The sequence below is a fragment of the Streptomyces malaysiensis subsp. malaysiensis genome, assembly GCF_040653035.1.
Classification (GTDB): Bacteria; Actinomycetota; Actinomycetes; order Streptomycetales; family Streptomycetaceae; genus Streptomyces; species Streptomyces malaysiensis.
Window position 1 is genome coordinate 366,063 of sequence record NZ_JBEZNG010000003.1, and the last position, 23,196, is coordinate 389,258.

At 72.1% G+C, this 23,196-nt stretch carries 17 protein-coding genes and 1 pseudogene; 15 read left to right on the plus strand and 3 right to left on the minus strand.

The window, feature by feature from the left end; translation table 11 throughout:
* Positions 1 to 343: 343 nt before the first annotated feature.
* The 8 genes and pseudogenes from AB0E24_RS08725 to AB0E24_RS08760 form a co-directional block, all read left to right on the plus strand.
* A pseudogene (locus tag AB0E24_RS08725) lies at positions 344 to 1,123 on the plus strand (TIGR03084 family metal-binding protein); the annotation flags it as partial.
* 407 nt (positions 1,124 to 1,530) lie between these two features.
* Positions 1,531 to 3,171, plus strand: coding sequence for an acyclic terpene utilization AtuA family protein (locus AB0E24_RS08730; protein WP_232638681.1), 1,641 nt, complete (start codon positions 1,531 to 1,533; stop codon positions 3,169 to 3,171).
* A 79-nt stretch (positions 3,172 to 3,250) separates the two neighbouring features.
* Positions 3,251 to 4,849 (plus strand): acyl-CoA carboxylase subunit beta, encoded by a 1,599-nt coding sequence (locus tag AB0E24_RS08735; protein WP_069870545.1) that lies wholly within the window; start codon positions 3,251 to 3,253, stop codon positions 4,847 to 4,849.
* 12 nt (positions 4,850 to 4,861) lie between these two features.
* Complete coding sequence (locus AB0E24_RS08740) at positions 4,862 to 6,988, plus strand: ATP-binding protein (RefSeq protein WP_359375608.1); 2,127 nt, start codon at positions 4,862 to 4,864, stop codon at positions 6,986 to 6,988.
* A gap of 85 nt (positions 6,989 to 7,073) precedes the next feature.
* On the plus strand, positions 7,074 to 8,234 hold the full coding sequence (locus AB0E24_RS08745; protein ID WP_079258023.1) for an acyl-CoA dehydrogenase family protein: 1,161 nt from the start codon (positions 7,074 to 7,076) through the stop codon (positions 8,232 to 8,234).
* Positions 8,235 to 8,320: 86 nt separating this feature from the next.
* On the plus strand, positions 8,321 to 9,904 hold the full coding sequence (locus tag AB0E24_RS08750) for a 4-coumarate--CoA ligase family protein (protein WP_359375611.1): 1,584 nt from the start codon (positions 8,321 to 8,323) through the stop codon (positions 9,902 to 9,904).
* A gap of 308 nt (positions 9,905 to 10,212) precedes the next feature.
* Positions 10,213 to 11,067 (plus strand): enoyl-CoA hydratase family protein, encoded by an 855-nt coding sequence (locus tag AB0E24_RS08755; RefSeq protein ID WP_359375802.1) that lies wholly within the window; start codon positions 10,213 to 10,215, stop codon positions 11,065 to 11,067.
* Complete coding sequence (locus AB0E24_RS08760) at positions 11,064 to 11,735, plus strand: TetR/AcrR family transcriptional regulator (protein ID WP_231981405.1); 672 nt, start codon at positions 11,064 to 11,066, stop codon at positions 11,733 to 11,735. Before AB0E24_RS08755 ends, AB0E24_RS08760 begins: the two co-directional genes overlap by 4 nt.
* A 1-nt stretch (position 11,736) precedes the next feature.
* Here AB0E24_RS08760 and AB0E24_RS08765 read toward each other — a convergent pair whose 3' ends face one another.
* Positions 11,737 to 12,840 (minus strand): citrate synthase 2, encoded by a 1,104-nt coding sequence (locus tag AB0E24_RS08765; protein WP_093705484.1) that lies wholly within the window; start codon positions 12,838 to 12,840, stop codon positions 11,737 to 11,739.
* Between the two features lie 349 nt (positions 12,841 to 13,189).
* On the opposite strand from AB0E24_RS08765, the gene pdxH reads away from it, so the two are divergent.
* Positions 13,190 to 13,891, plus strand: coding sequence for a pyridoxamine 5'-phosphate oxidase (gene pdxH / locus AB0E24_RS08770; RefSeq protein ID WP_359375614.1), 702 nt, complete (start codon positions 13,190 to 13,192; stop codon positions 13,889 to 13,891).
* A 518-nt stretch (positions 13,892 to 14,409) separates the two neighbouring features.
* Positions 14,410 to 15,969 carry a PAS domain-containing protein gene (locus AB0E24_RS08775; protein WP_435865252.1) on the plus strand — a complete coding sequence of 520 codons (1,560 nt, stop codon included), beginning with the start codon at positions 14,410 to 14,412 and terminating at the stop codon, positions 15,967 to 15,969.
* A gap of 290 nt (positions 15,970 to 16,259) precedes the next feature.
* On the opposite strand, the gene AB0E24_RS08780 is transcribed toward AB0E24_RS08775, so the two are convergent.
* A complete protein-coding gene (locus AB0E24_RS08780; protein WP_069870533.1) occupies positions 16,260 to 17,015 on the minus strand; it encodes an SIS domain-containing protein in 756 nt (251 codons plus the stop codon).
* 152 nt (positions 17,016 to 17,167) lie between these two features.
* Here AB0E24_RS08780 and AB0E24_RS08785 point away from each other — a divergent pair, with 152 nt between their 5' ends.
* Complete coding sequence (locus tag AB0E24_RS08785; RefSeq protein ID WP_037958355.1) at positions 17,168 to 17,860, plus strand: iron-dependent transcriptional repressor DtxR; 693 nt, start codon at positions 17,168 to 17,170, stop codon at positions 17,858 to 17,860.
* An 809-nt stretch (positions 17,861 to 18,669) separates the two neighbouring features.
* The gene (locus tag AB0E24_RS08790) at positions 18,670 to 19,539 is read left to right on the plus strand and encodes an alpha/beta fold hydrolase (RefSeq protein WP_093706571.1); all 870 of its coding nucleotides are present in this window, start codon (positions 18,670 to 18,672) and stop codon (positions 19,537 to 19,539) included.
* A 296-nt stretch (positions 19,540 to 19,835) separates the two neighbouring features.
* On the opposite strand, the gene AB0E24_RS08795 is transcribed toward AB0E24_RS08790, so the two are convergent.
* Complete coding sequence (locus AB0E24_RS08795; RefSeq protein ID WP_069870528.1) at positions 19,836 to 20,444, minus strand: hypothetical protein; 609 nt, start codon at positions 20,442 to 20,444, stop codon at positions 19,836 to 19,838.
* A 516-nt stretch (positions 20,445 to 20,960) separates the two neighbouring features.
* Here AB0E24_RS08795 and AB0E24_RS08800 point away from each other — a divergent pair.
* The 3 genes from AB0E24_RS08800 to AB0E24_RS08810 all read left to right on the plus strand — a co-directional run bounded on the left by AB0E24_RS08800 (position 20,961) and on the right by AB0E24_RS08810 (position 23,078).
* Positions 20,961 to 21,281 carry a transposase family protein gene (locus AB0E24_RS08800; protein WP_435865255.1) on the plus strand — a complete coding sequence of 107 codons (321 nt, stop codon included), beginning with the start codon at positions 20,961 to 20,963 and terminating at the stop codon, positions 21,279 to 21,281.
* A gap of 90 nt (positions 21,282 to 21,371) precedes the next feature.
* Positions 21,372 to 22,559: a lactate 2-monooxygenase gene (locus AB0E24_RS08805; protein ID WP_359375620.1), complete on the plus strand. Its 1,188-nt coding sequence runs from the start codon at positions 21,372 to 21,374 to the stop codon at positions 22,557 to 22,559.
* Between the two features lie 174 nt (positions 22,560 to 22,733).
* Positions 22,734 to 23,078, plus strand: a complete 345-nt coding sequence (locus tag AB0E24_RS08810; protein WP_069870524.1) for an SH3 domain-containing protein — start codon at positions 22,734 to 22,736, stop codon at positions 23,076 to 23,078.
* Positions 23,079 to 23,196 lie beyond the last annotated feature (118 nt).

The following is a 23,196-nucleotide window of genomic DNA, read 5'->3' on the forward strand; positions in this document are numbered from 1 at the left end:
ACTCTCAATTGTGGTGGGGATACTGCGCAGTCTAGGGGGCCTGCCGTCGGTGCGGGGAAGCCGTTCATCCCAAAGACGTGACGCCGTGCCACGCGGATCCGCTGGCGGAATCCTATGTGCGGTCGGCGGCCAGTGCCCATCGCGATCTGCCGGCGGCAGCCGACCCGTCAGCCATGTGGGCGAGCCTGTCGCGGGGAGCGTGCATCGGTGATGCCTGAATCATGCAAGCGTGCTTGATTGTTTCTTGTCGCGCTGCCACCCTCGCTCGACGAGACGTCGACAAGAGGCGTCGACGAGGCATGGAGAAGCCGACACACGGCTGGCCCGACGACGGGAGCGACGCGTGTCCGAGACGGAGGCTCTGCTCGGCGATCTGCGGGCGGAGGGGGACGAGTTGGACGGTCTGGTGGCCGGGCTCGGGGGCGCGGCGTGGCGTACGGCGACGCCCGCGCCCGGGTGGACCATCGCCCACCAGATCGCCCATCTCGCGTGGACCGACGAGCGGGCCGTACAAGCCGCCGAGGACCCTCAGGGGTTCGCCGACGAGGTGCGCCGGGCGTGGGCCGCCCCGGACGCGTTCGTGGACGAGGGCGCGGAGCGTGGGGCGGCCGAGCCGCCCGAGGTGCTGCTGCGCCGGTGGCGCGAGGGGCGGGAACGGCTGCGCCGGACGCTGGCCGCACAGCCGTCGCGCGCCCGGCTGCCGTGGTACGGGCCGCCGATGAGCGTGATGTCCATGGCGACCGCCCGGCTGATGGAGACCTGGGCGCACGGTCAGGACGTCGCCGACGCGCTGGGCGTGCCCCGGACCCCCACCGCCCGGCTGCGCCATGTGGCCCGGATCGGGGTCCGGGCGCGGGGCTACGCGTACGCGGCGCGGGGGATGGAGCCGCCCGCCGACGAGTTCCGGGTCGAGCTCACCGCTCCGGACGGGGAGTTGTGGACGTACGGGCCGGAGGACGCGGCCCAGCGCGTGACCGGGCCCGCGCTGGACTTCTGCCTGCTGGTGACCCAGCGGGCGCACCGTGACGACCTGGCCCTACGGGCCGAAGGGCCGGACACGGACCGCTGGCTGGACATCGCCCAGGCGTTCGCGGGCCCACCCGGCAAGGGCCGCGCCCCGGGACAGCGGACGGGCCATACGGATGGCGGTACGGAGCTCTTGGTGGCGGGCAGCGCTGAGCACCCGGCGGGCGGTAGTCCGCTCGGTGACCGCTCGGCAGGCGACTCCGCGGGAGGCGGCCGTGTGCCCGGCGGCAGCCCGTCAGGCGACCCGGCGACAGCCGATCCCGCGGCAGGCGACTCTGCGGCAGGCGACCGTGTGCCCGGCGGCAGCCCGTCAGGTGACCCCGCGACAGGCGACTCCCCGTCAGGCGACCCTGCGACAGGCGGCAGTCCGCCCGGTGGTAGTCCGCCCGGTGGCCGCCCGGCAGGCGACTCCGCGGGAGGCGACCGGTGACGGCGGCGTCCTCACCGCTCCGGATCGGCAACGCCTCCGGCTTCTACGGCGATCGCTTCGACGCGGTGCGCGAGATGCTCACCGGTGGTCCCCTCGACGTGTTGACCGGTGACTATCTCGCCGAGCTGACCATGCTCATCCTGGGCCGGGACCGTGCCAAGGACCCGGGGCGCGGCTATGCGACGACCTTTCTGCGTCAGCTCGAGGACACCCTGGGGCTCGCCATGGAGCGCGGTGTGCGGCTCGTGACCAACGCGGGCGGGCTCAACCCGGCCGGGCTGGCCGACGCGATCCGCGGTCTTGCCGACCGGCTCGGCATCGAGTGCCGGGTGGCCCATGTCGAGGGTGATGACCTCCTGGGTGCCCGCGACTGGGGGCCGGGCGTGGTCACCGCCAACGCGTATCTCGGCGGCGCCGGGATCACGGCCTGTCTGCGCGGCGGCGCGGATGTGGTGGTCACCGGGCGGGTGACGGACGCCGCGCTGGTGACGGGCCCGGCCGCGGCGCACTTCGGATGGGCGGCCGACGACTGGGACGCGCTCGCCGGGGCCGTGGTCGCCGGGCACATCCTGGAGTGCGGCACCCAGGCGACCGGCGGCAACTACTCCTTCTTCGCCGAGCACGACGTCCGCCGCCCCGGCTTCCCCCTCGCCGAGATCCAGGCCGACGGCTCCAGTGTGATCACCAAGCATCCGCACACCGGCGGCGCCGTCACGGTCGGGACCGTCACCGCCCAACTCCTCTACGAGACGGCGGGTGCCCGCTATCCGGGCCCGGACGTCACCGCCCGGCTGGACTCGGTGCGGCTCACACCGGACGGCCCGGACCGGGTGCGCGTCCACGGCGTACGGGGCGAGGCGCCGCCCCGCACCCTCAAGACCGGACTGACGCGCCTTGGGGGCCACCGCAACGAGGTGGTGTTCGTGCTCACCGGCCTGGACATCGAGGCCAAGGCGGCGCTCGTACGGGAGCAGATGGAGGGGGCGATGAACAAGCGCCGCCCCGCCGAGGTCCGCTGGACCCTCTCCCGTACCGACCACCCGGACGCGGCCGTGCAGGAGGAGGCGAGCGCGCTGCTGCGGCTGGTGGTCCGCGACCGGGATCCGGCCGCGGTGGGGCGGGTGATCAGCGGCGCGGCCGTCGAACTGGCCCTCGCCAGCTACCCCGGCTTCCATGTGACCGCCCCGCCCGGAAAGGGCTCCCCTTACGGCGTCTTCGAGGCCGTGGCCACCCCGGCCGACACCGTGCCGCACACCGCCGTACTGCCCGACGGCACCCGGCGGACCATCCCACCGGCCCCCGCCTCGTCCGCCGCCGGGGGCCCGGTGCCAGAGCCCCCGCCGTCGTTGGCCCCGCCGTTGCCGCCGCCGCTTCCGCCGGGGCCGACCCGCCGCGCCCCGCTCGGCGCGGTGGCCGGGGCCCGCAGCGGCGACAAGGGCGGCAGCGCCAACATCGGCGTCTGGGCGCGCGGTGAGGACGCCTGGCGCTGGCTGGCCCACACCCTGACCGTCGACCGGCTGCGGGAGCTGCTCCCGGAGACGGCCCCGCTGAACATCACCCGCCATCCGCTGCCCCGGCTGCGGGCCCTGAACTTCGTCGTGGACGGCCTGCTCGGCGAGGGCGTCGCCGCGCAGGCCCGTTTCGACCCCCAGGCCAAGGCCGTCGGCGAATGGCTGCGCTCACGCCATCTGGACATACCGGAGGTACTGCTTTGACCCCCCGTTCCGGCCTCCGCGCCGCAGCCGTCGGCGATGGGCCGCCCTCTCGCCGCTTGGACATACCGGAGGTATCGCGGTGACCGTGCTCGCGTCCGCGCTCGACCCCGCCGGTGCCGACCACACGGCCCATCGGGAAGCGATGCTCGCCAAGCTCGCCGAGTTGGAGGGGGAGCACGCCAAGGCGCTCGCCGGGGGCGGTGAGAAATACGTCCAGCGCCATCGCAAGCGCGGCAAGCTGCTGGTCCGCGAGCGGATCGAGATGCTGCTGGACCCCGACACCCCCTTCCTGGAGCTGTCGCCGCTGGCCGCCTGGGGCAGCGACTATCCGGTGGGGGCCTCGGTCGTCACCGGGATCGGGGTGATCTCCGGTGTGGAGTGCCTGATCAGCGCCAACGACCCGACCGTACGCGGCGGGGCCAGCAACCCCTGGACGCTCAAGAAGTCGCTGCGCGCCCATGAGATCGCCCGCGCCAATCGGCTTCCGCTGGTCAGCCTGGTCGAGTCCGGCGGCGCCGATCTCCCGTCCCAGAAGGAGATCTTCATCCCCGGCGGGGCGATGTTCCGCGATCTGACCCGGCTGTCCGCCGCCGGAATCCCCACGATCGCCGTGGTCTTCGGCAACTCCACCGCCGGAGGCGCGTACATCCCCGGGATGTCCGACCACGTGATCATGGTCAAGGAGCGCTCCAAGGTCTTCCTGGGCGGTCCGCCGCTGGTGAAGATGGCCACCGGCGAGGAGAGCGACGACGAATCGCTGGGCGGCGCCGAGATGCACGCCCGCACCTCCGGCCTCGCCGACTACTTCGCCGCCGACGAGGCCGACGCGCTGCGCCAGGCCCGCCAGGTCGTCGCCCGCCTCAACTGGCGCAAGGCGCACCCCGATCCGGGGCCCGCCGAGCCGCCGAAGTACGACGCCGAGGAGCTGCTCGGCATCGTCCCCGGCGATCTCAAGATCCCCTTCGATCCACGCGAGGTGATCGCCCGGATCGTGGACGGTTCGGACTTCGACGAGTTCAAGCCGCTGTACGGGCGCAGCCTGGCCACCGGCTGGGCCGCGCTGCACGGCTATCCGATCGGCATCCTCGCCAACGCCCAGGGGGTGCTGTTCAGCGAGGAGTCCCAGAAGGCCGCGCAGTTCATCCAGCTGGCCAACCAGCGCGACATCCCGCTGCTCTTCCTGCACAACACCACCGGTTACATGGTCGGCCGCGACTACGAGCAGGGCGGGATCATCAAGCACGGCGCCATGATGATCAACGCCGTCTCCAACTCCCGCGTCCCGCATCTGTCCGTGCTCATCGGCGCCTCGTACGGCGCCGGGCACTACGGGATGTGCGGCCGGGCGTACGACCCCCGCTTCCTCTTCGCCTGGCCGAGCGCCAAATCGGCCGTGATGGGCCCGCAGCAGCTCGCCGGGGTGATGTCGATCGTCGCCCGGCAGTCGGCGGCCGCCAAGGGGCAGCCGTACGACGAGGAGGCCGATGCCGGGCTGCGCGCCATGGTGGAGCAGCAGATCGAGTCCGAGTCGCTGCCGCTCTTCCTCTCCGGGCGGCTCTACGACGACGGCGTCATCGACCCCCGCGACACCCGCACCGTGCTCGGCCTGTGTCTGTCCGCCCTGCACACCGCGCCGGTCGAGGGCGCGCGCGGTGGCTTCGGCGTCTTCCGGATGTGAGTGAGGAACCCCGTGATTCGTTCCCTCCTGGTCGCCAATCGCGCCGAGATAGCGCGGCGTGTCTTCCGCACCTGCCGTGACCTCGGCATCGCCACCGTCGCGGTGCACTCCGACGCGGACGCCGGTGCGCCCCACGCGGGCGAGGCCGACGCCGCCGTAAGGCTGCCGGGTGACGCCCCGGCCGACACCTATCTGCGCGGCGATCTCCTCGTCGAGGCCGCCCTGGCCGCCGGGGCCGACGCCGTCCATCCCGGCTATGGCTTCCTCTCCGAGCACGCCGACTTCGCGCGCGCCGTAAGGGGCGCGGGGCTGGTGTGGGTGGGGCCGCCGCCCGAGGCGATGGAGGCCATGGCCTCCAAGACCCGCGCCAAGGAGATCATGCGCAAGGCGGGCGTACCGCTGCTCGATCCGATCGACCCGGCCGAGGTCACCGCCGGTGATCTGCCCGTGCTGGTCAAGGCGGCGGCGGGCGGCGGCGGCCGTGGTATGCGGGTGGTCCGCGAACTCGACGCGCTCCCCGCCGAACTCGACTCCGCCCGCGCCGAGGCGGCCTCCGCCTTCGGCGACGGTGAGATCTTCGTGGAGCCCTATATGGAGGGCGCCCGCCATGTCGAGGTCCAGGTGCTCGCCGACACCCACGGCACCGTATGGACGCTCGGCACCCGCGACTGCTCCCTCCAGCGCCGCCACCAGAAGGTCATCGAGGAGGCCCCGGCCCCCGGGCTGGACGGGGAACTGCGGCGCACCCTGGCCGAGTCGGCGGCGAACGCGGCGCGCGCCATCGGCTACGAGGGTGCGGGCACGGTGGAGTTCCTGGTCTCGCCCGCGGGGCGGGCGTACTTCCTGGAGATGAACACCCGCCTCCAGGTCGAGCATCCGGTCACCGAGGAGATCCACGGCCTGGACCTGGTGGCGCTCCAGCTGCGGATCGCCGAGGGGGAGCCCCTCGACCCGGAGCCCCCGGCGGCCCGTGGGCACGCCGTGGAGGCGCGGCTGTACGCCGAGGACCCGGCGCGCGACTGGCGGCCGCAGACGGACGTCCTGCACCGTCTGGAGGTCGCCGGGCTGCGGGTCGACGCGGGGCCGGCCGACGGGGACGCGATCGGCGTCCACTACGACCCGATGCTGGCCAAGGTCGTCGCGGTCGCCCCCACCCGGGCCGAGGCCGTGCGGCGGCTGGCCCATGGGCTGGAGCGGGCCCGGATCCACGGCCCGGTGACCAACCGGGAGCTGCTCGTACGGGCCCTGCGCCACCCGGAGTTCGAGGCCGCCCGTATGGACACCGGCTTCCTCGAACGCCATCTGCCCGAACTCACCGCCGCCGCCTCCGATGACGAGGGGGCGGCCCGGCTCGCCGCCCTCGCCGCCGCCCTGGCCGACGCGGCGCGGCGGCCCGCGACCACGACGGTGGCCGGGCGGCTGGGCGGCTGGCGCAATGTGCCCTCCCAGCCGCAGCTGAGGAGCTACCGCGCCGAACCGGACGGCACCGAGCACGAGGTGCGCTACCGCCTCACCCGCGACGGGCTGCTCGCGGAGGACTTCCCCGAGGTCCGGCTGCTGAGCGCCGAGCCGGGGCGGGGCACTGCGGCGGGGTGGGGTACTGCGGCGGGGTGGGGTACTGCGGCGCGGCGGGGCACTGCGGCGGGGTGGGGTACTGCGGCGTGGCGGGGCACTGAGCCGACGCTGGGTGCCGAGCCCAAGCCGGGTGCCGGGCCGAGGCCGGTCACCGGCCCGGGACCGGGCGCCGACCCCGGACAGGCCGCCGCCCCGGCGCGGGTCGTCCTCGATGTGGCCGGGGTCCGGCGGACGTTCGAGGTGACGGCCTATGGGGACCGCCGCTATGTCGACACGCCCCGGGGCTGCCATGTGTTCACCGCGCTGCCCCGCTTCCCCGACCCCACCGCCCGCACCGAACCGGGCTCTCTCCTGGCACCCATGCCGGGCACCGTGGTCCGGGTCGCCGAGGTGAAGGCCGGGGACCGGGTCGAGGCCGGGCAGCCCCTGCTGTGGCTGGAGGCCATGAAGATGGAGCACCGCGTCACGGCGCCCGCCGCCGGGGTGCTCACCGCCCTGCACGCCACCCCCGGCCACCAGGTCGAGGTCGGAGCCCTGCTCGCCGTCGTGACGGCGGAGGAGTGACGAAGTCCCGCACATCGCACGGACCGTCCGGGCCGCGCGGCACAGCGCGGCCCGCGCAACGCATCGCAAGTGGGAGGAGCCGTCCATGACCAGCCCGCACACGCCGGTGGACACCCCGGAGCGCGTGGCGCTACGCGCCGCGGTGTCGTCCTTCGCCAAGGGGCACGCCCCGGGCGGCCCGCAGGAGGGCGAGGGCATCCCCGAACTGTGGGCCGAGGCAGGCAAGCTGGGCTATCTCGGCGTCAACCTCCCCGAGGAGTACGGCGGCGGGGGCGGCGGCATCACCGAGCTGTCCATCGTCCTGGAGGAGCTGGGCGCAGCGGGCTGCCCGCTGCTCATGCTGGTCGTCTCGCCCGCCATCTGCGGCACTGTCATCGCCCGGTTCGGCACCGCCGGGCAGAAGGAGCGCTGGCTGCCCGGTCTGGCCGACGGCAGCATCACCATGGCCTTCGGCATCACCGAGCCCGACGCCGGGTCCAATTCGCACCGCATCACCACCACCGCCCGCCGGGAGGAGGACGGCGGCTGGATACTCAACGGCCGTAAGGTCTTCATCACCGGTGTGGACACCGCGGACGCGATCCTGGTCGTCGGCCGCACCGAGGACGCCAGGACCGGGAAGCTCAAGCCTTGCCTGTTCATCGTCCCGCGCGAGACCCACGGCTTCTCCTACCACCACATCCCCATGGAACTGTCCGCGGCGGAGAAGCAGTTCGAGTTGGTGATCGACGATGTGCGGCTGCCCGCCGACGCGCTGGTGGGCGACGAGGACGCCGGGCTGCTCCAGCTGTTCGCGGGGCTCAACCCGGAGCGCATCATGACGGCGGCGTTCGCGCTGGGGATGGGCCGCTACGCGCTCGACAAGGCCGTGGACTACGCCCGTACCCGCCAGGTGTGGAAGGAGCCCATAGGCGCCCACCAGGCGGTCGCCCACCCCCTCGCCCAGGCCCATATCGAGCTGGAGCTGGCCCGGCTGATGATGGCGAAGGCGGCGTACCTGTACGACGCGGGCGATGACGCGAGCGCGGGCGAGGCCGCCAACATGGCCAAGTACGCGGCCGGTGAGGCCGCGGTGAAGGCGGTGGACCAGGCCGTGCACACCCTCGGCGGCAACGGCCTGACCGCCGAGTACGGGCTGGCGCGGCTGATCACGGCCGCCCGGGTGGCCCGGATCGCCCCCGTCAGCCGGGAGATGATCCTCAACTACGTCTCCCACCAGACCCTGGGCCTGCCGAAGTCGTACTGAGCGGGTGCCCGGCCCACTGCGGTCGTACGGACCTCGTGGAGGGGGCAGAACGGACAGATAGGTCCATCGAGCTGAGGGGAACGGCCATGGTGCTGCGCAGCGAGTATCCCGATGTCCCGCCTGTCGATCTGCCCATCCACGACGCCGTACTGGCCCGCGCGGCCGAGGAGTTCGGCGATCTGACCGCGCTGGTGGACGGCGTGACCGGGGCGGCCCTGAGCTATGGCGAGTTGGACCGCGCCTCGCGCCGGATCGGGGCCGCGCTGGCCGAGGCGGGGGTGCGCAAGGGCGATGTGGTGGCCCTGCACAGCCCCAACTCGATCATGTATCCGCCGGCGTTCTACGGCGCCACCCGCACCGGGGCCGCGGTCACCACGGTGCATCCGCTGGCGACGCCGGAGGAGTTCGCCAAGCAGCTGCGGGACGCGGCCGCCTCGTGGGTCATCACCGTCTCGGCGCTGCTGGGCGTGGCCCGGCAGGCGGCCGAACGGGCGGGCGGGATACGGGAGATCTTCGTCTGCGACGAGGCGAGCGGCCATCGCTCGCTGCGCTCCATGCTGGGGAGCACCGCGCCCGAGCCGGTGGTGGAGATCGACCCGGCCGAGGACATCGCGGTGCTGCCGTACTCCTCCGGCACCACCGGCACCCCCAAGGGCGTGATGCTCACCCACCGCAACGTGGCCACCAACCTCGCGCAGGTGGAGACGCTGGTGCCCAGCCGGCCGGGGGAGCGGGTGCTGGCCGTCCTGCCGTTCTTCCACAGCTACGGCCTTACGGCGCTCATGAACGCACCCCTCCGCAACGGCGGCACGGTGATCGTGCTGCCCCGCTTCGAACTCGACACCTTCCTCGCCGCGATCGAGAAGCACCGCGCCCAGGCGCTCTATGTGGCCCCGCCGATCGTGCTCGCGCTGGCCAAGCACCCGGCGGTGGACGGCCATGACCTGTCGTCGGTGCGGTACGTGCTGAGCGCCGCGGCCCCGCTGGACGCCCGGCTCGCGGAGGCGTGCGCCCGGCGGCTCGGCGTGCCGCCGCTGCTCCAGGCGTTCGGGATGACGGAACTGTCGCCGGGCTGCCATCTGGTGCCGCGCGACGCGAAGAACGCACCGCCGGGGACCGTCGGAAAGCTCCTCCCGAGCACCGAGATGCGCATCGTGGACCCGGAGACCGGCGAGGACCTGGCCGTGGGCGAGGACGGCGAGATCGTCATCCGCGGACCGCAGGTGATGAAGGGCTATCTGGGCCGCCCCGAGGACACCGACGCGCTGATCGACGCCGAGGGCTGGCTGCACACCGGCGATGTCGGGCATGTGGACGCGGACGGCTGGCTGTATGTGGTGGACCGGGTGAAGGAGCTCATCAAGTACAAGGGCTATCAGGTCGCCCCGGCCGATCTGGAGGCCGTACTGCTCGCCCATGAGGCCGTCGCCGACGCCGCCGTGATCGGGGTGACGGACGGGGCGGGCAATGAGATCCCCAAGGCGTATGTGGTGCCCAGGCCCGGGACCCGGGTCTCGGCGGACGACCTCATCGCGTACGTTGCCGGGCAGGTGGCCCCGTACAAGAAGGTGCGGCGTGTGGAGTTCACGGACGCCGTGCCGCGCTCGGCCACCGGCAAGATCCTCAGGCGTGAACTGCGCGCCAGGGAAAGGAGCTCGACGGCCCCATGACAGACGGCCCCATGACAGACGGCCCCATGACAGACGGCCCCATGACAGACGGTCCCATGACAGACGGTTCCACGACCGACCGCCCGCTGGCCGATGGCCGTAAGACCGATGTCCCGGCGACCGGAGATTCCGCGACTGGGGGGCCCACCGCCGGTGGGTCGCTGAGCGGAGGCTCCGCCGGGAGGCCGCCGATCGGAGAACCCGCGACCGGGGGGTCCAGCACCGGTGGGTCGCTGAGTGGAGGTTCCGCGGGGAGGCTGCCGATCGGAGAACCCGCGACCGGGGGGCCCAGCACGTTCCGGGCACCTCTGCCGCTCGTACGGGCCACCTTCGCGCGCGGTATCGCCACCCTCACCCTGGACTCGCCGCACAACCGCAACGCCCTCTCGGCGCGCCTGGTCGCCGAGTTGCGCGAGGCGCTGGCGGCGGCCGGGCGGGACGACCGCGTCCGCGCGGTGCTGCTCACGCACACCGGCACCACCTTCTGCGCGGGCGCGGACCTGAGCGAACCGCCCTCGGCTTCGGGGACGTCCGGCCTGGTGGCGCTGTTGCGGTCGATCGTGGAGCTGCCCAAGCCGGTGGTCGCCCGGGTCACCGGGCATGTGCGGGCCGGTGGGCTCGGGCTGCTCGGAGCCTGTGACATCTCGGCGGCCGGGCGCGGCGCCAGCTTCGCCTTCACCGAGGCGCGGCTCGGCCTGGCCCCGGCCGTCATCTCGATACCGCTGCTGCCCCGGCTGGACCGGCGCGCGGCGGCCCGCTACTACCTGACGGGTGAGCGGTTCGACGCAGCCGAGGCGGCCCGGATCGGGCTGGTGACGATCGCGGACCCGGAGGGCGACGCGGACGAGGCGCTGGCGCCCGTCCTCGACGGGCTGCGCCGGGGCTCCCCGCAGGGCCTGGCCGAGTCCAAGCGGCTGGTGACCGCCGATGTGCTGGGCGCCTTCGACCGGGACGGCGAACCGCTGGCCGCGCTGTCGGCCCGCCTCTTCGCCTCCGAGGAGGCCCGCGAGGGCATGACGGCGTTCCTGGAGCGGCGGGAGCCGGTGTGGATACGGGAGGCGGCGGACACCGGGGCGGGACCGTCCGCGGGGGCGGCACCGGGGACGACGGCCGCCGGGGACACGGCCGCCGGGGACACGGGCGCCGCGGGGGCGTCCCGATGACCCCCCGTACCGCGCTGCGCGACCCCAAGCAGGACCGCAGCCGCGCGACCCGCAGGCGGCTGCTGGAGGCCGCCGTGGCCTGCCTCGCCGAGCGCGGCTGGAGCGGTTCCACGGTCGCGGTGGTCGCCGAGCGGGCCGGGGTGTCGCGGGGCGCGGCCCAGCACCACTTCCCGACCCGCGAGGACCTCTTCACGGCCGCCGTCGAGCACGTCGCGGAGGAGCGCTCGGCGGAGCTGCGCGCCCTCTCCGCCCCGCGTGGGGAGGGCCGCGTCCGCGTGGTGGTCGAGGCGCTGATCGCCCTCTACACCGGCCCGCTCTTCCGGGCCGCCCTCCAGCTGTGGGTGGCGGCCTCGTACGAGGAGCAGCTGGGCGCCCGGGTGGCCGCCCTGGAGGCGAAGATCGGCCGGGAGACGCACCGGATGGCGGTGGAGCTGCTGGGCGCCGACGAGTCGGTGCCGGGCGTCCGGGAGGCCGTCCAGGGCCTGCTCGACATGGGCCGCGGCCTGGGCCTGGCCAATCTGCTGACGGACGACGGCCATCGCCGGGAGCGGGTGGTGGCCCAGTGGGCGGGGATCCTGGAGGGAATCCTGGCCGCCCAGGACTCCGCCCTGGACTCCGCCCAGGACTTCACCCAGGACCCCGGCCACCCCTCCCGGGCCGTCTCCTGAGCTACCGCGAGGCGGTGCTCCCGTAGCCGTCGATGTCGTGCGGGCTGCGCGTGCCGGGGCCGATGTACCGGGCCGAAGGCCGCACCAGCCGGCCGGTCCGCTTCTGCTCCAGGATGTGCGCGCTCCAGCCCGCCGTACGGGCGCAGGTGAACATCGAGGTGAACATGGGCGCCGGGACCTCGGCGAAGTCCAGCACGATGGCCGCCCAGAACTCCACGTTCGTCGCCAGCACCCGGTCCGGCCTGCGGCTGTGCAGTTCGTCCAGGGCGGCGCGCTCCAGCGCCTCGGCGACCTCGAAGCGCGGTGCGCCCAGCTCCTTGGCGGTGCGCCGCAGCACCCGCGCCCGCGGGTCCTCGGCGCGGTAGACGCGGTGGCCGAAGCCCATCAGCCGCTCGCCCCGGTCGAGCGCCTGCTTGACGTAGCGGGTGGCGTCCCCGGTGCGCTCGATCTCCTCGATCATGCCGAGCACCCGGGAGGGCGCGCCGCCGTGCAGCGGCCCCGACATGGCGCCCACCGCGCCGGAGAGCGCGGCGGCGACATCGGCGCCGGTGGAGGCGATGACGCGGGCGGTGAAGGTGGAGGCGTTCATCCCGTGCTCGGCCGCGGAGGTCCAGTAGGCGTCGACGGCGGCGACATGCTTGGGGTCCGGTTCACCGCGCCAGCGCCGCATGAAGCGCTCCACGATGGTCCCGGCCTTGTCGATCTCCCGCTGCGGCACCATCGGCTTGCCCTGGCCGCGGGCCGACTGGGCGACGTAGGACAGGGCCATCACGGCCGCGCGCGCCAGGTCCTCACGGGCCTGCTCCGCGTCGATGTCCAGCAGCGGTTTGAGACCCCAGACGGGCGCGAGCATGGCCAGCGCGGACTGCACATCGACCCGGACGTCCCCGGAGTGGACCGGGATGGGGAAGGGCTCGGCGGCCGGCAGCCCCGGGTTGAAGGCGCCGTCGACCAGCAGACCCCAGACGTTCCCGAAGGAGACATGGCCCACCAGGTCCTCGATGTCCACACCTCGGTAGCGGAGCGCGCCGCCTTCCTTGTCGGGTTCGGCGATCTCCGTCTCGAACGCGACGACTCCTTCGAGTCCGGGTACGAAGTCGGACATCAGGCGGCTCCTCATTGCGGGACGGCGGTCGGCGGCGGACGGTGCCGGAACGGTTCCTCGGCCGCCTGACACGGCTCGCGGTCCGTACCGGTCACTCCGTGATGTGCCCCGTGCGGGTGGTGGTCACCCAACCGCGGCGGGGAGTGACCTCCGGGACACGGGGGGTGGTGCCTGCCAGGCGCCCATCGGCGCGTGGTCCGCCTCAGTCTGGTCGGTGTGCTGCCCACGGGGAAGCGTGAGAAGTGGCACATCCCGCACACGTCGGGGAAGGGTTACCGGGTGCCGGGGCGGGGGATGGAGATCACTCTTCCGGGGCCGCCCGTGCGACGGACCGATGATGTTGCAAGATATGCCCGTGCCTCACGTTGACTCGGAGCCCTCGGCTTCCTTCGCGCGTACGTACGACCCGGCCGCCATGCGCGAGCACTACCGCGCGGCCGGCTTCGACGAGGCGGATCTCGCGGACGATCCGTTCCGGCAGTTCACCCGGTGGTTCGAGGACGCGGTCGGCAGCGGTCTCTTCGAACCGAACGCCATGGTCGTCTCGACCGCCGACGCGGCGGGCCGCCCCAGCTCCCGCACCGTCCTGATGAAGAGCTTCGACGAGCGCGGCTTCGTCTTCTACACCAACTACGGCTCCCGTAAGGGCCGTGAGCTGGGCGAGAACCCGCATGTCGCGCTGCTCTTCCCCTGGCATCCCATCGCCCGGCAGGTGATCGTGACGGGCATCGCCCGGCGCACCGGACGGGACGAGACCGCGGCGTACTTCCGCACCCGGCCGCACGGCTCACAGCTGGGCGCGTGGGCGAGCTCGCAGTCCTCGGTGGTGGACTCGCGGGAGGAGCTGGACCGCTCGTACGGGGAGCTGGCGGACCGCTATCCGCCGGGGGAGCAGGTGCCGGTGCCGCCTGAGTGGGGCGGGTTCCGGGTGGTGCCGGAGGCGGTGGAGTTCTGGCAGGGCCGGGAGAACCGGCTGCACGACCGGCTGCGGTACGTCCGGCTGCCCGATCAGGAGGGCGCGGGCTGGCGGGTGGAGCGGCTGTACCCGTAAGGGCGGCACCGGGGGCGTGCGGGCGCCGGGAACACTGGCGCCCGTATGGCCCTGAAGAGAAGAAGGCCCTGAAGAGAAGACCGTAAGAGCCCTGAGAGCCTCAAGAGCCCTGAGAGCCTCAAGAGCCGTGAGAGCCCCCGGAAAAGCAGACGACCCGCGGGTCTCTCCCCTGACGCCCTGAGGCGGAAGGGGGCCGGTCGGACGTACCGGCGACCCACGGGTCGGGTGACTGCTTGGGATTGGCCGGCCACGCACATGTCTCGTGCGCCTGTCCGGCGAATGCGCTGAGCGCGACGACGGACGACTAGCCCGCAGTCACCTCACGCGTCCGGATTTCATACATCTGCCGAACCACCTCCCTTCTCGTGTACCGCAAGCCTAAGAACCCCCTCGTGCCACACACAAGCGAATTTCCGTGAGGCAACGATTTCGACGAATGCGGTGTGGCGCGTGTCACGTTCGAGTTCAATGTCCGACGTGCCCCACCACAGACAGCCACGTCCAGCAAGGGGTGTCAGGTGAGCGCTTCACAACGGTCCGAATCCGCACAGCCGGCGCCTTCCGCCCAGTCCTCGCGGGGAGTCCCGGGGCAGCCGGGCGCGGCCCCATCGGCCTCCGGCCGCCCCGACCGCCCGGACGGACCCGAGCGGCCCGACTCCGAACTGCTCGCCGCGCTGCTCGACGGGATGGACGCCGCCCTGTGCGCGTTCGACGCCGACGGCACGGTCACCCACTGGAACCACGAGGCTGAGCGCATCCTCGGCTGGACGGCGGCGGAGGCGGTCGGCCGCAAGGGGCTGGGCGGCTGGGCGGCCCGCCCGGGGGACGCGCGGGACGTCGAAGAGCGCCTTACGGAGGCCATGGGCGCCACAGGACGCCGGGTGCACGAGTTCGCGCTGCTGACCAAGGACGGCGGCCGGGTCCTGGTCCGTACGCAGTCCTCACGGGTGCCGGGCGTGGACGGCCGTCCGGCCGGGGTGTACTGCGCCTTCAGCGAGGTGCATGCGCAGGTCGACCTGGAACGGTCGATCGCGCTGAGCGAGGCGCTGCTGGCGGACGCGTCGTGGAACGTGGTCCTGGTCGACGCGGATCTGCGGGTGGCCGTCGCCAATACCAGCGCGGCGGGCGCGCTGCGCACGACCCGCAGGGCCGCACCCGGCCGGCCGCTGGGCGACTTCCTGGACCAGGGCGTCGAGGAGGCGGAGGCCGCGTTGCAGCACGTCCTGGCCGAGGGCGTGCCCCCGGCGCCCACCGAGCTGTGGGTGACGGTGCGGGACGCCGACCGGGCGGACGCGGCCGACGGCTTCGAGGGCGCGGAGGGCGTGCGCTACGAACTGCTCGACGACGACGAGGCGGTCCGCGGCGAGAGCGCCGACCGCGGCGAGACCGGCGCGGCGGCGCGGCGCCGCTGCTGGCGCAGCGGCTTCCTCCGGCTGGCCTCACCGCTCACCGAGGAGCCCGCGCCGCTCGGGGTGGCCTGGATCTTCCAGGACGCGACGGAGGCGAAGGGCCAGGAGCAGGAGAGCGCCCGGATGCGCTTCCGGGGCAACCAGCTGCACCGGGCGGCGCGGGCGGCGGCCGAATGCGAGGACCCCATGGAGGCGGCCTCGATCCACCTGGACTTCGCGCTGGCGGGCTTCGCCGACCACGCCCTGATCGACCTGGTCCTGGACCCGCCGCCGGGCGCCCCGGCGGACCGGATCCGCCTCGTCCGGGCGGCGGCCACGCCCACCGGCACCCCCGGCCCCTGTCCGCCCGTCGTCCCGGGCGGCATCCCGCTCGCCTACCCGGAAGGCCATCCGGCGCTCCAGGCGGTCGAGCGCTGCGGTTCGGTACGGGCGAGCACCAGACGCTCGGACGAGCAGGCGGCGGCCCAGTGGGCGGCCGCCCGCAAATGGCCGGAGGGCGCGGTGCACGGCCTGTGCGCGGTGCTGCGCAGCCGCGGCCGCACCCTCGGCGTGGTCACCTTCCTGCGCACCTCGAGCCGCCGGGCCTTCGACCGGACGGACGCGGCGTACGCGGAGGACGTCGCGGCCCGGGTCGCGGCCTCGGTGGACCTGGCCGTACGCCGGTGCTGAGGCGGCACGGAACTGCGGCGGGGAACGACCGGACCGGGAAGGGCTGTACCGCGAAGGGTCCTGGGAGCGGCCGCACCGGGACTGGCCATGCCGGGAGCGGCCGGACCGGGGGCGGTCGCGGGAACGGCCGCACCGGGAAGGGGCCGGGGAAGGGCTGCACCGGGAAGGGGCCCGGGGGCGGCCGTACCGGGACTGGCCGTACCGGGAGCGGCCGCGCGCTCGCGGTGTCCGCGACAGGGCCGCCGCCCGGTGCGGATCACGGGCGGCGGCCCCTCACCGGAAGCCGACCGTCACCTGCGGTAGAAGATCCGGTCCCCGTACTCGGTCATCACCTTGCGGTTCCACTCGTGCCCGCCGTCCACGTTCCCCGACCTCAGCATGGGCGGCTCGATTCCGCGTTCGGCGAGCTCCGTGACCCCGGCGGCCACCATGGACTGCATGATCGCGCTCGTCACGACGGTGGAGGCGGGCGCGAAGGGCGCGCCGATGCCGTCCGCCGTGAGCTCCGCGTCGCCGATCGGGATCTTGTTGTCGACGACCAGATCGCAGTGGTCCTTGAGGAAGCCACCGGAGGAGTTGCGCGAGGTGGTGCCGGTCGCGTAGCCCACCGAGGTCACCGCGATCACCGTGATACCGCGCTCCCGGGCGCTCATCGCCATCTCCACGGGCAGGGCGTTGCGCCCGGACAGCGAGATCACGATCAGCAGGTCCCCGGACCGCAGCGGGCTGCTGTCGAGGACGGTCGTGGCGAGCCCGTCGACGCGTTCGAGCGCGCTGCCGAGGGTGGCGGGGACGATGTCCACGCCCACCACCCCCGGCACCGGCAGCAGATTCATCAGCGCGAGCCCGCCCGCGCGGTAGACCACGTCCTGGGCGGGCAGGGAGGAGTGCCCGGCGCCGAAGGTGAAGAGGCGGCCGCCCGCGGCGACCGTATCGGCGATAAGGGTGCCCGCCGCGGCGATATGCTCGGCCTCCTCGTCCCGCACCTGCCGCAGCAGGCCGATGGCCGCGTCGAAGAATTGCCCGGCCGGCTTGGACTCGCTCATCAAGGCGTCGCCTTCCCTATGGGGGGTTTCGATCATGACGCTGTCAATAGCAGCCCGATCCCTTGCGGCGGAAGGGGCCGACTCGGCCCCGTTGTCGGTGGGATGCGTCAGAATTGTTTCAGGGCCACCGCACGACACTTCGAGGGGCACGCATGTCCGGACTGATCGACACCACGGAGATGTATCTCCGCACCATCCTCGAGCTCGAGGAGGAGGGCGTGGTCCCCATGCGCGCCCGGATCGCGGAGCGGCTCGAGCAGAGCGGTCCGACGGTCAGCCAGACGGTGGCGCGGATGGAGCGCGATGGTCTGGTCACGGTCGCGGGCGACCGCCATCTGGAGCTGACCGAGGAGGGCCGCCGGCTGGCCACGCGCGTGATGCGCAAGCACCGGCTCGCGGAGTGCCTGCTCGTGGACGTGATCGGGCTGGAGTGGGAGCAGGTCCACGCCGAGGCGTGCCGCTGGGAGCATGTGATGAGCGAGGCGGTGGAGCGGCGCGTCCTGGAGCTGCTGCGCCATCCGACCGAGTCGCCGTACGGAAACCCGATCCCGGGTCTGGAGGAGCTGGGCGAGAAGGCCGAGGCCGATCCGTTCCTGGACGAGTCCATGGTGAGCCTGCGTGAGCTGGAGCCCGGTTCGGAGGGCAAGACGGTGGTGGTGCGCCGCATCGGCGAGCCCATCCAGGCCGACGCCCAGGTGATGTACACACTGCGGCGGGCCGGGGTGCAGCCCGGCTCCGTGGTGAGCGTCACGGAGTCGGCGGGCGGGGTGCTGGTCGGCAGCAGCGGTGAGGCGGCGGAGCTGGAGGCGGAGATCGCCTCGCATGTCTTCGTGGCCAAGCGCTGACGCGGTCCCGGCGCAAGCGTCTCTCTTCCGGATCTCCCGCTTGATCTCACCTGACGACCCCGCCTGACCCCGCCTGATCCCGACCCCGTGATCTCCGAGCCTTGATCCCCGCGCTCCTGTTCTCCGAGTCCTGATCATCATCCTCCGATTCCCGACCTCGCCCCGATTCCCGACCCCCTGACCCCGTTTCCCCTGCGTCGCCTCCCCGGCGTGCGGACGCCTCGACCCCGTCCGCCGCCGACCCGGCTTCCCAACGCCTCGCGAACGCGCTCCCGCACAACCTCGCGCGCTCCGACACGCTGACCGATACACCCGGTTCAGACGATTCGGCCGTCACGACCTGCGAGGACGGATTTTCCCGAAACCGGAGTCGGGAGAAACCGAGCGGGCGGAGCCGCCGCGTGCGACGCTGTCGCTGACGCTCAGGCCGTCAGGGGAGGGGGCTCAGGTGGGCCCGAGGGGCTGTGCTGCCCAGGGGGTGTTCTTCAGCGGGGGCCCCGGTGCCGTCAGGTGCCGGGGCCCCGCTTCCCCATGTCCCCCCGCTGGGCCCCGGTTCGCACGGACCGCGCGAACGCGGCCGGTGCGACCCGGGCCCCAGGTGACCCGGAGCCCCGAGCTCTCAGGGTCGTCCCCCGCGGACTCCCTTCCCCGAGCAGTCCGCCTCCCGCTAGCTGTCTCCCCAGGGCACAGACGATCAATCCCTGCGCACGGTCACTCGAACGAGGGGTGTTGGACGCCAATAGCGCGTGTTCGAATATGAGTTCGATACTGTAGGGGTGTTCGGGAGAGGGCTGGAGGTGCCAGACCACATGGTGCGACGCATCGAAGTGAGCGGGGCCGGCGGCGTGCGGCTCGCCGCCTGGGAGTTCACCGATCCGCCCAAGGCAGGCGCCGGCCGCGAGGCAGCGCGGGGGCCCGGAGTGCTGTTGCTCCATGGGCTGCTGGGCCGCGCCGCCCACTGGGCGGAGACGGCCCGCTGGCTCTCCACCCGCCATCGGGCGGTCGCCCTCGATCAGCGTGGCCATGGCCGTAGCGAGAAGCCGGCCGAGGGGCCGTTCGACCGCTCCACCTATGTGGACGACGCCGAGGCGGCCGTGGAGCAGCTCGGCCTCGCCCCCGTGACGCTGATCGGCCATGCCATGGGCGCCCTCACCGCCTGGCAGCTCGCCGCCCGCCGCCCCGATCTGGTCCGGGCGCTGGTCATCTGCGATATGCGGGCCTCGGCCCTCGGCGCCGCCTCACAGCGCGAATGGGCCGCATGGTTCCGCTCCTGGCCGGTGCCGTTCGCGACCCTCGCCGATGTGCGCAAGTGGTTCGGTGAGGACGATCCGACGCTGGAGCGGCCGAATCCGCCCCGGGGCGACTTCTTCGCCGAGGTCATGGCCGAGCGTTCGGACGGCTGGCGTCCGGCCTTCTCCTGCCGTCAGATGCTGAAGGTCCGTGAGACCTGGGTCCATGACGCCCATTGGGAGGAGCTTGCGCTGGTCGAGTGCCCCACCCTGGTCGTGCGCGGGCTGGACGGTGAGCTGGGCCGCGCGGAGGCCCAGGAGATGGTCCGCGTCCTGCCCCGCGGCCAGTATGCCGAGGTGGTGGACGCGGGCCATCTCGTCCACTACGACCAGCCCGACGGCTGGCGCCGCGCCGTGGAGCCCTTCCTGGCCTCCGTCCTGCCCGTCTAGCGGATGGCGGCTGACGGTCGGCGGCTGGCGGGCTGATGGTCCGACACCCGGTTCAGCCCGGCTTCCGGCTCAGCACATTCAGGCGGGTTCAGAACGTCCGGACAGGTTCAACACATAGGCCACCGCCGGCACCTTGCCCTCCCCGCGCTATGGCGACCTGGCGCAACCTCGCAGTCGGCGCCCTGCGACTGAACGGCGCGAAGAACATCTCCCTGGGCCCGCTCAGGGGTCGACCGGGTCCGGCGCATGCGTTCTCGGCGTTCTCTCAGGCCGAGAACGAGAGGTAACGCACCGCCTCAGATGGTCGGGGTGTCGTCAACAATCGGCCTGTGAACCTCAATGACCGGCTTCCACCCCGCGGAGAACTCGATGAAGTCTGCACGGGTGGGGTAGGTGTCGAACGCGCGACGGTCACGTTTGGGGCTTTCGGTCCCCTTGCGCCCCCGGGGAATCTGCTCCTCGAAGATGTCGACCTTCACGTCGGGAACCTCCTTGAGGCCCTGGCGCCAGATCTGCACGGTGTCGGCGCCGAAGGCCTGCCGGGCCGCGGCGTAAAGGGCCGTGAGGGCTCCCTTGTCCCCACCAGGGACGAAAAGTGCCAGGTCCAGCACGACACCGGCGGACTGGAGGACCTCGATGGTCACCGAGCCGTTCTCGTCAGCCAAGTAGATTCCGGCTTCATTCTCGTCGTCGGGAAGGCAGGAGACCTCTTCCTGGAAAACGGTTTTCGCCGTGATCGAGCCGCCCTCGAAATCCTCACCGGACTTGGTCAGAAAAGCAGGGACATAGCAGCCGGGGAGCTTGAGTTCTGCCGTGTCGGCGGAAATGAAGAGCCTGTCCTTCACGCCGAGCTTCGTCACTTCTTCCAGCGAGAGGCGGCGAGCGGCGATCTTCTCCGTGTTCACGATTTCCCTTTCAGGTTGCACTGTCCCTCCGAACAAGGACGCTACCACGAAACCCTGAGGTCAACTGCCCAGTAATCTTTGGGTAAATGGCCTCCGATGACCTGCGCGGGAGGATACCGAAGCGAGTGCCACTCGGTCGGGAACACGCATCCGCCAGGTAGTGTCCCTCGTCATGCTGTTGGTGATCAACTGGCGGTTGCATTTCGGTGCGTTGGGTAGCGCGAAGGAACTAAAGGAGAGTTTACGACAGATATCACCCATATCACCTTCGGGGAGGTGGCGGTGAGGTAAGGCGATCCATTCGTCGTGCATCTCGAAGAGCGCAGCGGAAACCAACCGGATGGTCCGACAACGCAACAACGGAGACCCCCACCGGCACCATACTGGATGGAGCGCGAACCGGAAGTCGCGTACTACCTCGCCCTCTTCGGTCAGGACTTCGGCGTAGTCGGCTGACGCCCGGTTGCTGACGTCTCGTCGTGTTGGGCGGGGTTCGGTACACATCTTCCGGATCTGCTGGAACGCCTCGCGCAGGTCCCGGACCCGCGGGATCCGCGGGGAGTACGGCACCCTCTTGTGACGCTCCTGGCGCTGACGGCCTGCGCGGTCCTCGCCGGACCGCGACCCCTGCTCGCGGTGAGTGAATGGGTGGCCGACGCACCGCCGGCCCTGCTCGGCCCCTTGCCCTTCTCGGCCTCACATGGTCAAAACGGACGCCAGCAAACTACGTCGAAGCCCTGCCCGGCACACAGCCGCGTTGTCTTGGCCAGCGGCAAGTGGAACTCCAACGCGGGAACTGTCTCACTGTCTCCATCGCGTTCCGGTTCGCTCCCTTGAACGCGATCGGCGGGTGGTCGATCCTACGAGTCCTCTACTCCCGTCCAGTAATGAGAAATTGACCAGTAGTGAACAGGCGAAGGTGCGCACATGATCGGTGGCGACATCACGGATCCGGAACCCGGCAGGGACTGGGCGGCATTTCAGTACGAGATCTATCTGAACGGGATGACCGGCGCCGTTCCCCGGCTGCCCGCCGATCTGACCCGGCTCGAGGAGGTGGCCGAGGCCCGGCTGGGGCCCGGCCCGGTGGGCTATGTCGCGGGCAGCGCGGGCAACGGCAGCACCGAGCGGGCCAACCGGGCCGCGCTGGACCGGCATCGGATCGTGCCGCGGATGCTCCGTGACGTACGGCGGCGGAATCTGTCGGTCGAGCTGTTCGGCACCAGGCTGCCCGCACCGCTCGCGCTCGCCCCGGTCGGCGTGCTGTCGATCATGCACCCGGACGCCGAGTGCGCGGCGGCGCGGGCCGCCGCGGCGCAGGGCGTGCCGTTCATCCTGTCCTCCGCGTCCAGTACGCCGATGGAGCGGGTGGCGGAGGCGATGGGGGACGGTGAGCGGTGGTTCCAGCTCTACTGGGGCAAGGACCGCGAAGTCACCAGGAGCTTTCTGGACCGGGCGAAGGCATGCGGCTTCACGGCCCTGGTGGTGACCCTCGACACTCCGCTGCTTGCCTGGCGGCCGCGCGATCTCGACCAGGCGTATCTGCCGTTCCTGCGCGGAGTGGGCACCGCCAACTACTTCACCGATCCGGCGTTCCAGGCCGGGCTCGCCAAGCCGGTCCACGAGGACCTGGACGCCGCGGTGCTGCACTTCGTGCAGATGTTCGGCGACCCCGGGAAGACCTGGGAGGACCTGGCGTTCCTGCGGGAGCACTGGGACGGCCCGATCGTGCTGAAGGGCGTGCTGCACCCCGATGACGCCCGGCGGGCGGAACAGGCGGGGATGGACGGTGTCGTCGTGTCCAACCACGGCGGCCGCCAGGTGGGCGGTTCGATCGGGGCGGCCGACGCGCTGCCGGGGGTGGTGGAGGCGGTCGGCGACCGGCTCGCGGTGCTCTTCGACAGCGGGGTGCGCACCGGAGACGATGTGTTCAAGGCGCTCGCCCTCGGCGCCCGCGCGGTGCTGCTGGGGCGGCCGTACGCCTATGGGCTGGGGCTGGACGGGCAGCCGGGGGTGGAGCATGTGATCCGTGCCCTGCTGGCCGAGTTCGAGCTGACCCTGGCGCTCTCGGGCCATGCCGATGCCGCGGGGCTCACCCCGGAGGCGCTCGGCTGACAAATTCCCTTCGGATTTCACCCTGCCAGCCGCACCGGCCCATCGGCGACTCGCCGATGGGCCGTCGGGGTTTTACCACGTCCTGAGCTTCCGGATTGACGGGTGCTACGCTCTTCGGCGCGCGATGAATTAATCGATCATGCAGTGAATTAACCGATCACGGGGGGTGGTTGCGTGAAGATCAAGCGTAAAGCCTCGATGGTCGTGCTCTCGGCGGCGCTGATGCTGGGCGGTTCCGTGGCCCTGGCGCCAACGGCGTCGGCGGTGGGGGCATCGGCGTGTCAGTTCAATTCCCCGGATGTCAATTTCAAGGTCTCGACGAGTGGAGCGAGATTCCGTACCGGACCGGGAAAGCGCTACCGCGCCATAGGAACGCTTTACCGGGGAGATTCCTTCCGGTACTTCTGCCGCACCCGGGGCTTCGAGAAGAGCTGGTCCTACGGAAAGATCCTCAAACGGACCACCACCGGAATTCGGCCCGGGACCAGGGGCTGGGTCTACAGCAAGTACCTCGACTAGCCGGAACGTTACGGCAGTTGGGCGAGGGCCGTCCTCCGCGCGACGTGAACGGTGCGTGCGACGTGAACGGCCTCGGCGACGCGGATAGTCCGGGCGCCGCGGCGGCCCCGGGGTGAGC